7 protein-coding genes are annotated in these 13,576 nt (G+C 62.9%); all 7 read right to left on the reverse strand.

The genetic code is table 11. The annotated features are described in order from the left end of the window. Nucleotides 1-403: 403 nt before the first annotated feature. The 7 genes from bglA to C9427_RS15210 all read right to left on the reverse strand — a co-directional run bounded on the left by bglA (nucleotide 404) and on the right by C9427_RS15210 (nucleotide 13,432). The gene (bglA, locus tag C9427_RS15180; protein WP_167434358.1) at nucleotides 404-2,032 is read right to left on the reverse strand and encodes a beta-galactosidase BglA; all 1,629 of its coding nucleotides are present in this window, start codon (nucleotides 2,030-2,032) and stop codon (nucleotides 404-406) included. Then, complete coding sequence (gene glgX, locus C9427_RS15185; protein WP_107649946.1) at nucleotides 2,032-4,032, reverse strand: glycogen debranching protein GlgX; 2,001 nt, start codon at nucleotides 4,030-4,032, stop codon at nucleotides 2,032-2,034. The genes bglA and glgX overlap by 1 nt, the downstream gene beginning before the upstream one ends. A gap of 202 nt (nucleotides 4,033-4,234) precedes the next feature. Further along, nucleotides 4,235-5,863: an alpha-D-glucose phosphate-specific phosphoglucomutase gene (locus C9427_RS15190; protein ID WP_107649947.1), complete on the reverse strand. Its 1,629-nt coding sequence runs from the start codon at nucleotides 5,861-5,863 to the stop codon at nucleotides 4,235-4,237. 3 nt (nucleotides 5,864-5,866) lie between these two features. Beyond that, nucleotides 5,867-7,312 carry a glycogen synthase GlgA gene (glgA, locus tag C9427_RS15195; protein ID WP_107649948.1) on the reverse strand — a complete coding sequence of 482 codons (1,446 nt, stop codon included), beginning with the start codon at nucleotides 7,310-7,312 and terminating at the stop codon, nucleotides 5,867-5,869. Nucleotides 7,313-7,316: 4 nt separating this feature from the next. Further along, the gene (gene glgC, locus C9427_RS15200) at nucleotides 7,317-8,582 is read right to left on the reverse strand and encodes a glucose-1-phosphate adenylyltransferase (protein WP_107649949.1); all 1,266 of its coding nucleotides are present in this window, start codon (nucleotides 8,580-8,582) and stop codon (nucleotides 7,317-7,319) included. 35 nt (nucleotides 8,583-8,617) lie between these two features. Next, nucleotides 8,618-10,831: a 1,4-alpha-glucan branching protein GlgB gene (gene glgB / locus C9427_RS15205; protein ID WP_107649950.1), complete on the reverse strand. Its 2,214-nt coding sequence runs from the start codon at nucleotides 10,829-10,831 to the stop codon at nucleotides 8,618-8,620. A 138-nt stretch (nucleotides 10,832-10,969) separates the two neighbouring features. Then, a complete protein-coding gene (locus C9427_RS15210) occupies nucleotides 10,970-13,432 on the reverse strand; it encodes a glycogen/starch/alpha-glucan phosphorylase (RefSeq protein ID WP_107649951.1) in 2,463 nt (820 codons plus the stop codon). Between the last annotated feature and the right edge of the window lie 144 nt (nucleotides 13,433-13,576).

Below are 13,576 nucleotides of genomic sequence, written 5' to 3' on the forward strand. Positions count from 1 at the left end.
AGTTCTCCCTGCAGAGGCGGCCTCGCAGTCACGCCTCTTGAGTGTTGACGCCCCGAGAACCGATCGATGGCCTCTTTGAGCGTGCCGACGGTTCCCTTTCCGGCGGCTTGGTGGCAAGACACTAGACAGACGAGAATCTTATTTCAACCGAGTCCTGATTGACGCTAAGTGAGCACCCCGCGCTAAAACAGCAACATCTAAAGCTGAAGCGGATTTTCAACTTGGCGCATCTTCAAGTTGCTCCGTCTTTTTTCTGTCTTTGCAATTGGGCCTGGCATGCTCCACGTTATGCTCCGGAACACGAAACTTCGCGCTTCACCGTGCCGTTTCCAAGCCGACGCCTCGGGGACATCGGCGATCGAGGTTGCCATGCTGCGCCGCTGTTTATCCTGCTTCTGCAGGGTCAGCCCAGCCGTCCGAGGAAACTGCCGAGCGGCGGCAGCGACAGTTGGCCGTCCTGCAAGACAATATCGGCAACGTCCGGATCTATCGCCCGCATGGCACCCAGGTCCGGCGGCGATCGCCAGTTTGCCGGCTCACCGGCAAAATTGAAGACACAGACCAGCCTCTCGCCATCACGCTCCCGAGTGAAGGCCAGCACGTCGTCCTCGGCATCGAGAAACCGGATCGAACCGCTGATCAGGGCCGGATGGCGCTTGCGCAAGGCCAGCACCGAACGGTAGGCCGACAGCACCGAGTGATCCTTGCCGTTCTGCACATCGACCGCGCGGCTGCGATGCCCCGCCGGAACCGGAAGCCACGGCCTGCCCTGGGAAAAACCGGCATTGTCGGCGCCGGCCTCCCAGACCATCGGCGTGCGGCAGCCATCCCTGCCCTTGACCCCCGGCCAGAAGCGGATGCCGACCGGATCGCGCAAATCCTCGAAGGCCAGTTCAGCCTCTTCCAGCCCGAGTTCCTCACCCTGGTAGAGACAGATCGATCCGCGCAGGCAGGACAGCAGCGCGATCGAGAATTTCGCCACGCTGTCGGCATCGCCCCCGGGCCTTGTCCAGCGCGTCACATGGCGCACGACATCGTGGTTGGAAAACGCCCAGCAGACCCAGCCGTCAGCGACGGCGGCCTCGAACGCCTCGACGCAGCCGCGCACATGCGCGGCCGAGAATTGTGGCCCGAGCAGGTCGAAAGTGTAGCACATGTTGAGCTTGTCGCCGCCGGAGGTATAGGCGGCGAGCGTTTGCAGCGAGCGGGTTTCGTCACCGACCTCGCCGACGGCGGCGCGGCCTTCATACTCATCGAGCAGCGCGCGGAACCGCCTGAGGAAAGCCAGGTTTTCCGGCTGCGTCTTGTCGAACAGATGCTCCTGATAGAGATAGGTGTTGGTTTCAGCGTTGGTGCCGGCGACACTTGACGCCAAGGGGGGATTGCTGCGCAGCCAACGGTCATGGACATAGTAGTTGACCGTATCCAGCCGGAAGCCGTCGACACCTCGCTCCAGCCAGAACCGCACCGTGTCCAGAAGTGCATCCTGGACCTCGGAATTGTGGAAATTCAGGTCCGGCTGCGAGGCCAGGAAATTGTGCATGTAGTATTGCCGGCGGGTCGAGTCCCACTCCCAGGCCGGGCCGCCGAACACCGACAGCCAGTTGTTGGGCGCGTTGCCGTCGGGCTTCGTATCGGCCCAGACATACCAATCGGCCTTGGGATTGTCGCGGCTGGCGCGGCTTTCGACGAACCAGTCATGCTTGTCGGACGAATGCGAGAGCACCTGGTCGATGATGATCTTCAGGCCGAGCCGGTGGGCTTCGGCAACCAGCGCATCGAAATCCTCGATGCTGCCAAACATCGGATCGACCGCGCAGTAATCCGACACGTCGTAGCCCATGTCGGCCATCGGCGACTTGAAGAAGGGCGACAGCCAGACGGCGTCGACGCCAAGCGAAGCGACATGTGCCAGCCTCGACGTGATGCCCTTGAGATCGCCGCTGCCGTCGCCACTCGTATCCTGGAAGGAGCGCGGATAAATCTGGTAGATGATGCAGCCGCGCCACCATTCGGTCTTCTCATCGGCCATCACGCACCCCTCCCAGCACTGGCCGTGGCGGCCCTGCGCTCGATCATAAAGTTCACACTGCGGCCGGACAGCGGCCGCGCAAAACCGATCGTCTGCGTTTCGATCGCCGGGCGCCACTCGAACCCTTCCCTCGCCGGCAAGGTGAAGACACATTGGCGGCGGTCGCCGTTGACCAGGACGGCAAGGCGGCTGCCGCCGTCATCGCCGAGCAGCATGACCAGTCGATGTCGCGAGGGATCGTTCCAGTCGGCTTCGCCAAGCGGCGCGCCGGTCTCGGTCAGCCAGGCGACGTCGGGACTTTCCGACGCATCTGCCGCCTTCCCGGTCAGAAAATGCGTGTCCGAGAGCGCCGGTACGGCGCGGCGCAGCGCGGCGAGCAGCACTGTGCATTCTTCCAGCGCCCGATCGCGTCCAGCCCAATCGAGCCAGGTGATCGCGTTGTCCTGCGCATAGGCATTGTTGTTGCCCTCCTGCGTACGGCCGAATTCGTCGCCCGCCGTCAGCATGATGGTGCCGCGCGAGGCAAACAGCGTGGCCAACAGCGCGCATTGGTCATCGAAGCGCGCCTTGGCGACAGCCTCGTCTGATGTGGCGCCCTCGACGCCGTTGTTCCATGACAGGTTCTCGCTGTGGCCGTCCCGGTTCTGCTCGCCATTGGCCTCATTGTGCTTGTGCTCATAGGCGACGATGTCGGCCAGCGTCATGCCGTCATGCGCGGCGATGAAATTGACGGAGCGGCTTGTCCGCCGCCCTGCCCTGCCGAATACATCGGATGAGCCGGCAAGCCTTGTCGCCAGCGCGCCGACCATGCCTTGGTCGCCGCGCCAGAAACGTCTGATATCGTCGCGATATTTGTCGTTCCATTCGAGGAAGGGTGGCGGGAAATTGCCGAGCTGATAGCCGTCCGGCCCGATGTCCCAGGGCTCGGCGATCAGCACCCGGTCGCCAAGAGCCGGATCGTCCCGGATAGCCCTGAGCAACGGCGCATCGGCATCGAAAATCCCTTCGACACGGCCCAGAATGGGCGCCAGATCGAAACGGAAGCCGTCGACGCCGGCATGGCTGACAAAATGGCGAAGCGTGTCGAGGACCATTTCCTGAACAACCGGATGGTCGCAAGCAACCGTGTTGCCGGTTCCGGTGTCGTTGGCCAGCCCGCCGTCCGGCGCGTGCCGGTAATAGGCGTGGTTGTCGAGGCCGCGCAGCGACAGCGTCGGCCCCAGCCTGTCGCTTTCGCCGGTATGATTGAACACGAGGTCGAGAATGGTGCCGATGCCGGCGTCGCGCAGCATGGCGACCGTCTGCCACAACTCCGCCAGACCGCCGGGCGCAAGGCGCGGATCGAGCGCCATGAAGGTGACGGGATTGTAGCCCCAGGCATTGCGCAGCCCGAGCGGCGGCAAATGCCGCTCGTCGATCGAGGCCGTCACCGGCATGAGTTCGACGGCGGAGACGCCAAGCCTTTTCAGATGCTCGACAATCAACGGATGGGCGAGCGCTGCAATCGTGCCGCGCTGTTTCTCGGGGATGTCCGGATGCAGCATGGTGAAGGCGCGCACCGGCACTTCATAGATCAGGCCGCCGGGCTGGAAGAGCGGCGGCGGAGCCGGCAGCGGTTTCGCTGAAGCGCCAGCAATCGCCTTCGGCATCAGCGAAGCGGTGTCGGCGCCCTCGCCCCGACGCGCGGCGAGCCTGCCGTCATAGGCATAGGGCCTGTCGACCTCCAGGGCATAGGGATCGACGAGCAGCTTGTCGGGATCGAACCAGAAGCCGCGCTCGGGCGCGTAGTCGCCATCGGCGCGCAAGCCATAGCGCGTGCCGGCGGCAAGGCCGGAGACGAAAAGCCCATGAACGCCGTCGCCTTCCGGCCGGAGTTCCAGCCGGTCGAGTTCGCGGCTTCTTTGATCGTCGAAGATCGAGACCCAGATGCGCCGAGCCGACGACGACCATACGGCAAAGCGAATGCCGTCTTTGGTGATGGTTGCGCCGAGCTGGCTCATGCGCACTCACAGCTGCATAGGCGTTGGCAGGTTGGCTTCCCCTTCTCCCCTCGTGGGAGAAGGTGTCGCCGAAGGCGACGGATGAGGGGTGCTCCAGCTTGGCACCCACAGCACTCCGTCCAACACCCCTCATCCGTCTCGGCGCTACGCGCCGATCCACCTTCTCCCACAAGGGGAGAAGGAAAGGCGCGCCGCGCCAGCCTCAAGTAATCACGCTCGGCTTGTTGCGGCCGGTGCGGCTCTTGATGTCGGCAATATCGTCGGCTGCCGCAATCAGATCGGCGAGCGCGACTTGCGTGTCGAGATCGTGCCTCGACTTGTCCGGCTCGTAGCGCTCGATATAGACGCGGATCGTCGCGCCAGAGGTGCCGGTGCCGGAAAGACGGAAGACGACGCGCGACCCACCTTCGAAGAGCACCCTGATGCCCTGGTTCTTGCTTACCGAACCATCGACCGGGTCATGGTAGGCGAAGTCGTCGGCGCTGGCGATTGTCATGCCGCGGACGCTGGTGCCCGGCAGCGAGCCAAGCTTGGCGCGCAGTTCGTCAACCAGAGCGTTGGCACGCTCGGTCTCGACTTCTTCATAATCGTGGCGCGAATAGTAGTTGCGGCCGTAGGTCGCCCAGTGCTCGGTGACAACCTGCTTGGCGCTTTCGCCGCGCACCGCCAGGATGTTGAGCCACAACAACACGGCCCAAAGTCCGTCTTTTTCGCGCACATGGTTGGAGCCGGTGCCGGCACTTTCCTCGCCGCAGATCGTCGCCATGTCGGCATCGAGCAGATTGCCAAAGAATTTCCAGCCGGTCGGCGTCTCGTAGATGCCGACGCCGAGTTTTTCGGCGACGCGGTCGGCGGCACCGCTGGTCGGCATCGAACGGGCGATGCCTTTGAGACCTTGCTTGTAGCCGGGCGCCAGATGGGCGTTGGCGGCAAGCATCGCCACCGAATCCGACGGGGTGACGAAGATGCCCTTGCCGATGATCAGATTGCGGTCGCCGTCGCCGTCGGAAGCAGCGCCAAAGTCCGGCGCGTCCGGTCCCATCATCTCGTCATAGAGGTGCTTGGCATGGACCAGATTGGGATCGGGGTGATGGCCGCCGAAATCCGGCAACGGCTTGAAATTGCGGCAGGTGCCGTTGGGCGCGCCAAGCCGCCGCTCGAGGATCTCCTTGGCGTAGGGGCCGGTGACCGCATGCATGGCGTCGAAGCGCATGCGGAAGCCGTATTTGAAATTGGCGCGAATGGCGTCGAAATCGAACAGGCTTTCCATCAACTCGGCATAGTCGGTGACCGGATCAATGATCTCGACCGTCATGCCGCCTGCTTCGACCGTGCCGATCTTGTCGATGTCGATCGGCCCGATATCGGCGATCTTGAAGCTCGCGATCGCCTTGGTCTTTTCGAAGATCGCGTCGGTCAGCTTTTCCGGCGCCGGGCCGCCATTGCCGGCATTGTACTTGATGCCGAAATCCTCATGCGGGCCGCCTGGATTGTGGCTGGCCGACAGGATGATGCCGCCGAAGGTCTTGTATTTTCGGATGACGTGCGAAGCCGCCGGAGTCGACAATATGCCGCCCTGCCCAACCATCACCTTGCCGAACCCGTTGGCCGCCGCCATGGCGATGGCCTTCTGGATGACCTCGCGGTTGTAGAAGCGGCCGTCGCCGCCGATCACCAGGGTCTTGCCCTTGAAGCCTTCGAGAGCGTCGAAGATCGACTGGATGAAGTTCTCGGCATAGTGCTCCTGCTGGAACACCGGCACCTTCTTGCGCAGCCCGGAGGTGCCGGGCTTCTGGTCGGGATAGGGTTTGGTGGCGACGGTGCGTATCATGCGTCAGGCAGCCCTTTTCGAAAGCAGCAAGCGGTAGAGTTCAACGTATTTTTCGGCGCTCTTGTCCCACGACACATCGGCCTTCATGCCTTGTTGTTGCATCGAGGTCCAGACGGTCGGGTTGGCATGCGCCTCAACGAGGCGGCGGATGGCGTGCAGGAGTGCGCCGCCATTGTTGGGTGCGAACTGGAATCCGGTCGCGACGCCAGCCGAGACGGCGGCCTCGTTGGCGTCGATGACGGTGTCCGCTAGGCCGCCGGTACGTGCGACGACGGGCACGCAGCCGTAGCGCAGGCCGTAAAGCTGCGTCAGCCCGCAAGGCTCGAAGCGCGAGGGGATGACAATGGCGTCGCAACCGCCCTGCATGGTGTGGGAGAGGCCTTCGTCCCAGCCGATGACGACGCCGACACGGCCGCGATGACGAGCGGCCGCGGCGAGCATCGCGCCTTCGAGGCCGGCGTCGCCGGATCCGAGGATGGCAAGGCGTGCACCCGCCGCGACAATGCCGTCGACGACGGCCGCCAATATGTCCATGCCCTTCTGCCAGGTCAGCCGGCTGATGACGCAAACGATCGGACTGTCGTCGCGGTCAAGGCTGAAACGATCCTCGACGGCGGCCCTGTTGGGCGTTCGCGCCTTCAATGTCCTGGCTGTGTAGGTGGAGACCAGATGCTTGTCGGTTTCCGGGTTCCAGATGTCGGTGTCGATACCGTTGACGATGCCGTGGAGATCGGTGGAGCGCATATTGATCAGGCCGTCGAGGCCCATGCCGAATTCCGGCAGGCGGATTTCCTGCGCATAGGTCGGGCTGACCGTGGTGATCGCCCAGGCAGCCTGCAGGCCGGCTTTGAGGAAACCGACACCGCCATAATATTCGACGCCGTCGAGCGCCATGGCCACCGCCGGCAGGCCAAGCTCGCCGAAGATGCCGGCGCCGAACTGGCCCTGGAAGGCAAGGTTGTGGACGGTGATCATCGACGGCGTACCGACCGCCTTGCCGTAGCGCATATAGGCCAGCGTCATCGCCGACTGCCAGTCATGGGCATGGACGATGTCAGGCCGGTAGCCGGAGATGGCGCCGCCGGCGATGTCGCCGCCAACCTGGCTCAGTGCCGCGAAACGCCGCCAATTGTCCGGCCAGTCGGCGCCGGTCGCGTTGCCGTAGGGGCCGCCGGGGCGGTCGAACAGATGCGGCGCGTCGAGCACGAAAAGATTGAGCCCGGCGATCTCGACGGCATGGACCGAAGCCTTGCCGCCTTGCAGCAGCGGATATTGGTGAACGGCCTTCTTTTTCTTGAAGGCATCCATCACCTGGGGATAGCCGGGGATAAGCGTGCGCATGGTCACGCCCTTGCCGGCCAGCGCAACCGGCAAGGCGCCAGTCACGTCGGCAAGCCCGCCTGTCTTGATCAGGGGGAATATTTCGGGCGTGACCGACAGAACCTGCATGCGACTACAACCCCAGCCTGTCGACCATATCCTGCGTGACGAGGCAGATGCCCTTTTCAGAAACACGGAAACGCTTGGCGTCGAGAACCGGATCCTCGCCGACGACGAGGCCCTCCGGTATCCTTACGCCATGGTCGATGACCACGCGCTTCAACTTTGCGTTCCGGCCGACATGACAGTCGGGCAGCATGACGACTTCTTCCAGCGTCGAATAGGAATTGATCCGCGCGCCGGTGAAGATCAAGCTTCTTTTCAGCGAAGCTCCCGAGACGATGCAGTCGCCAGAGACCAGCGAGGACACCGCGGAGCCGCGGCGGCCATCCTCGTCATGCACGAACTTTGCCGGCGGCTTCAGCTCGGCATAGGTCCAGATCGGCCAGTCGCGGTCGTAGAGGTCGAGTTCCGGCGTGATGTCGGTAAGGTCGATATTGGCCTCCCAATAGGCGTCGACGGTTCCGACGTCGCGCCAATAAGCCTCGTTCTCGGCGGTCGAGCGCACGCAAGATTTGGCGAAGCGATGGGCAATCGCCTTTCCGTGCTCGACGATATAGGGGATGATGTCCTTGCCGAAGTCGCGGCTTGAGCCGGGTTCTGCCGCATCGCGGCGCAACTGGTCCATCAGGAACTTTGTCTTGAAGACATAGATGCCCATCGAGGCCAGCGCAAACTCCGGTTTGTCGGGAATGCCGGGCGGGTCGGCAGGCTTTTCGACGAAGGCAATGATGTTGTCCTTGGCATCGACATGCATGACGCCGAAGCCGGTCGCCTCCATGCGCGGCACTTCGAGGCAGCCGACGGTGACGTCGGCGCCGGCGTCGACATGCTGGCGAAGCATCAGCTCGTAGTCCATCTTGTAGATGTGGTCGCCGGCAAGGATGACCATGTATTCGGGGCCGTAGGCCTCGATGATGTCGATGTTCTGGTAGACGGCATCCGCGGTGCCTTCATACCATTGCGTTTCCGAAACGCGCTGGCTCGCCGGCAGGATGTCGAAGCTCTCGTTGCGCTCGGGGCGCAGGAAGTTCCAGCCGCGCTGCAAATGGCGGATCAGCGAATGCGCCTTGTACTGGGTGGCGACGCCGAGGCGGCGAATGCCTGAGTTGAGCGCATTGGAGAGCGCGAAATCGATGATGCGCGTCTTGCCGCCGAAATAGACCGCTGGCTTGGCGCGCCGGTCGGTCAATTCCCTGAGGCGGCTGCCGCGCCCGCCGGCCAGCACATAGGCCATGGCATCGCGTGCCAGCGGCTGGGTCCGTTTTATCTCTGCCATTTTTACCCTCCCAGTTTACCCAGTCCGGAAATAACTCAGTCCGGAGCAAATTCGAGCATGATCGTCGACAGCGGCGGCAAAAGCATCGTTGCCGATATGCTTCCTGCCTCCGCCCGCGCCTCGATGAGGCCGCCATTGCCCTTGCCGGAACCGCCATAATCGGCAGCGTCCGTGTTGATGATCTCGCGCCATTTGCCGGCCTGCGGCAGCGGCACGCGGTAATTGTCGCGCGGGACCGGCGTGAAGTTGGAGATGACGGCAACCGGATTGCCGCCCGGCGCGCTGCGCAGCCAGGCAAACACCGAGTTCGCGCTGTCGTCGACGATCAGCCAGGAAAAGCCCTCCGGCTCGCAGTCGCGCGCATGCAGGGCCGGGCGCGAGCGGTAGAGATAGTTGAGATCGCGCACCGTCTGCCAGACGCCGCGATGCAGCCGGAAATCGAGCAGGTTCCAGTCGAGCGCACGCGCCTCGCTCCATTCGCGGCGCTGGGCGAACTCCTGTCCCATGAACAAGAGCTTCTTGCCGGGATAACCCCACATGAAGGCGTAGTAGGCGCGCAATGTCGCGAATTTCTGCCAATCGTCGCCCGCCATCTTGCCAAGCAGCGTGCCCTTGCCGTGCACGACTTCGTCATGGGAGAGCGGCAGCACGAAATTCTCGGAGAAGGCGTAGACCAGGCCGAAGGTGATGTCATTGTGGTGGTGCTTACGGAAGATCGGCTCCTTGGAGAAATACTCCAGCGTGTCGTGCATGAAGCCCATGTTCCACTTGAAGCCGAAGCCCAGCCCGCCTTCATGCACCGGCTGCGAGACCTTGGGCCAGGAGGTCGATTCCTCAGCGATCGTCATCACGCCCGGATGGTGGCCGTAGACCTCCTTGTTCATCCTTTGCAGGAAGCTGACCGCTTCGAGGTTCTCGCGCCCGCCCTTGTCGTTGGGAATCCATTCGCCGGCCTTGCGCGAATAGTCGAGGTAGAGCATCGAGGCGACCGCATCGACGCGCAAGCCATCGACATGGTATTTCTCGGCCCAGAACAGCGCATTGTTGACGAGGAAGGAGACGACCTCGCGCCGGCCGAAATTGTAGATCGCGGTGTTCCAGTCGGGATGGAAGCCCTTGCGCGGGTCGGCATGTTCATAGAGCGCGGTGCCGTCGAACTTTGCCAGACCATGCTCGTCCACCGGGAAATGCGCCGGCACCCAGTCGAGGATGACGCCGATGCCGGCACGGTGTGCACCGTCGACGAAACGGGCGAATCCGTCCGGATCGCCGAAGCGAGCCGACGGTGCGTAGAGACCGGTCGTCTGGTAACCCCAGGACGGATCGTAGGGATGTTCGGAGATCGGCATGAATTCGATATGGGTGAAACCCGTCTCGACGACATAGGGGATCAGTCTCGTGGCGAGATCATCCCACGACAGGAAGCTGCCATCGTCGTTAAGCTGCCAGGAGCCGGCGTGAACCTCGTAGATCGACACCGCTTCGCGCCTGTGGTCGGCGTTGCGCCAGAAATTGCGGTGCGCCTCGTCGCCCCATTCATGCGCTGGCGGAAGCGCCACCACCGAAGCGGTGGCCGGGCGCAGTTCGGACCTGAAGGCAAACGGGTCGGCCTTGAGCGGCAGCCGCACGCCGTCGGGGCCGATGATCTCGTATTTGTAGGGCCGGCCGGCACCGATATCGGGAATGAACAATTCCCAGATGCCGGTGTCGCGACGGTCGCGCATCGGGTGCCTGCGGCCATCCCATTCGTTGAAGTCGCCGACCACGGAGACGCGCTTGGCATTGGGCGCCCACACCGCGAAATGCACGCCGGATGCACCCTCGTGATCGATGAGATGAGCGCCAAGCTTGTCGAACAGCCTGAGATGCGATCCTTCGGCGATATAGTAATCATCCAGCGGCCCAAGCACCGGACCGAAGGAATAAGGATCGGTCAGCCACCAGTCGCCGCCGGCGTTGCTGGCGTGATAGCGCAGCGGCTGGCGTTTCCTGAGCGACAGCTTGCCCTCGAAAAAACCGTCGTCGTCGCGCCGCGACAGTTCGCCCACCTTCTTGCCGGTCAGCGTATAGGCGGTCATGAACTCCGCATGCGGAACGAAGCAGCGGGCGACAAAGCCCTTGCCTGCCTCCTGCACACCGAGGACAGCAAACGGGTCGCCATGAGTGCCGGCGACAATCGCCGCGACATCGCCGGCTGGCGCCTGTCCGTCCGGCCCGCTTGTCGCAGCGGTCACGCGCGGCTTCCTCATCAGGCAGTCGCCCTCCCCGGGCACCAAGTATTTGTTTCAGCGGATTTTTTAATTCGATATTAGCATTGCCGACTGGCGCGTTGCGAATGTCAAATTCAATCCACCAAACCACGTTGTTCGTGGCCTCATGCAATCATATCAAACAGGCACGTTCCAGATTTCTTTCGCATATTGACGGATCGTGCGATCGGAAGAGAACCAGCCGACGCGCGCGACATTGCGGATCGCCTTGGCGTACCAGTCCGGGCTGTTGCGCCAGACAGCGTCGACATTGCGCTGGGTGTCGGCATAGGCATCGAAATCGGCCGCCACCATGAACCAGTCGCTCTGATAGAGACCGTTGATCAGGTCGCGGTAGCGCTCCGGATCGTCTGGCGAAAAAACGCCCGATGAAACGGCGGCGATGGCCTGCGACAGTTCCGGCGATGCCTCGATCACCGCGCGAGGATTGTAGCCGTTGTTGCGCCGCTCGGCGACCTGCTCCGTCGTCAGGCCGAAGATGAAGATGTTGTCGTCGCCAACGCACTCCTTGATCTCGACATTGGCGCCGTCGAGCGTGCCGATGGTGAGCGCACCGTTCAGCGCGAACTTCATGTTGCCGGTGCCGGAGGCCTCCATGCCGGCCGTCGAGATCTGCTCGGAAAGGTCGGCCGCCGGCATCATGATCTCGGCCAGGCTGACATTGTAGTTCGGCACGAACACCACTTTCAGCAGGCCGCGGACGGCCGGGTCGCGGTTGATGACCTTGGCGACGTCATTGGCCAGTTTGATGATCAGCTTGGCGTTGTGATAGCTCGGCGCCGCCTTGCCGCCGAAGAATTTTACGCGCGGCATCCAGTCGCGCTCCGGATGGGAGCGGATCTGGTCGTAAAGCGCGACCGCTTCGAGGATGTTCAGGAGCTGGCGCTTGTATTCGTGGATGCGCTTGACCTGGATGTCGAACAGCGCCGAGGGATCGACCTTGATGCCGAGGCGGTCGGCAACGAGATTGGCGAGCCTCACCTTGTTCGCCCGTTTGACGGCGGCGAACTTGTCGCGGAAAGCGGCGTCGCCGGCAAACGGGTCGAGGCCCTTGATCGCGTCGATGTCGTCCATGAAGCGATCGCCGATCGCCTCGCGGGTCAATCCGGTCAGGCCGGGATTGCACTGGATCAGCCAGCGCCGCGGCGTGATGCCGTTGGTCTTGTTGTTGATGCGGTCGGGGTAGAGCTTGTGCAGGTCGGCAAACACCGTCTGCTTCATCAATTCGGTATGCAGCGCAGAGACGCCGTTGATCGAGTGCGAGCCGACAAAGGCGAGATTGCCCATGCGCACCCGGCGGTCGCCGTTCTCCTGGATCAGCGAGATGCGACCGATCTGCTCGTCGGAGAACTGGTTGGTCGCGCGAGCCTCCAACAAGACCTCCGCATTGATGGCGTAGACGATCTGCATATGGCGCGGCAGCAACCGCTCGAACAGCGGCACCGGCCAGCTTTCAAGCGCTTCGGGCAGCAGCGTATGGTTGGTGTAGCCGAAGGTGCGCCTGGTGATGCCCCAGGCAAGATCGAAATCCATGCCATGGACATCCATCAACAGGCGCATCAGTTCGGCCACCGCAATGGCCGGATGGGTATCGTTCAGATGGATCGCCGCCTTGTCGGGCAGCGACTGCAATTCGCCATACTGGCTGAGATGACGCTGGACGATGTCCTGCAGCGAGGCGGTGGAGAAGAAATATTCCTGCCGCAGCCGCAGCTCCTGCCCGGCCATATGCGAATCGGCTGGGTAAAGGACGCGCGACAAGGCGTCGGCCTTGTTGCTTTCGGCCAGCGCGCCGATGTGATCGCCGGCGTTGAACTTGTCGAGCAGGATCGGGTCGATCGGCATGCCGGACCAGAGACGCAGCGTGTTGACGCGCTTGGCCCGCCAGCCGGCCACCGGCGTATCATAGGCGACGGCGAGCACATGTTCGGTCGGCTTCCAGACATGGCGCTCGAGCCGGCCGTCCTTCGAGGTGATCGATTCCACCGAGCCGCCGAAGCCGACCTCGAAGGAGCGTTCACGCCGCTCGAACTCCCAGGGATTGCCATGATCGAGCCAGGTCTCGGGCAGTTCCACCTGCCAGCCGCCATGGATCTCCTGGCGGAACATGCCGTTGGCGTAGCGGATGCCGTAGCCATGCGCGGGAATGTCGACGGTGGCCATGCTTTCCATGAAGCAGGCGGCGAGCCGGCCGAGACCGCCATTGCCAAGCGCCGCATCCGGTTCGAGCGCCGCTATGAGGTCAAGATCGACGCCAAGCGACGACAGGGCCTCGCGCATATTGTCCATCAGGCCGAGATTGGAGAAGGCATCGCGCATCAGGCGGCCGATGAGGAATTCGAGCGACAGATAGTAGACGCGCTTTTCCTGCTGGTCGTAGGCCTCTTTCGTCGCCTGCATCCAGTGATCGACGATGCGGTCGCGCACCACCTTGATCGAAGCGGTGAGCCAGTCGTACTGCGTGGCGACGGTGGTGTCCTTGCCGACCCTGTATTTGAGGGCCTTCAGGACTTCGTCCGCGAGTGTTTTGGGGTCTGGATTTTCGAGTATGGGGGCTTCGGAAGTCATCGCGCGTGTCATGTCGCCTCTCGTGCGGTTGCCATGATCATACCGGCTTTCACCATTCCTCCCAGCCCATGCTAGCGCATATGACCATATGTTCAATCGATTTAGGCAGCCACGGGGCAAGGCGGCCCTGCGGCAATTTGGCAATTCAGGCCACCG

The organism is Mesorhizobium helmanticense (genome assembly GCF_003034915.1).
Classification (GTDB): Bacteria; Pseudomonadota; Alphaproteobacteria; order Rhizobiales; family Rhizobiaceae; genus Mesorhizobium; species Mesorhizobium helmanticense.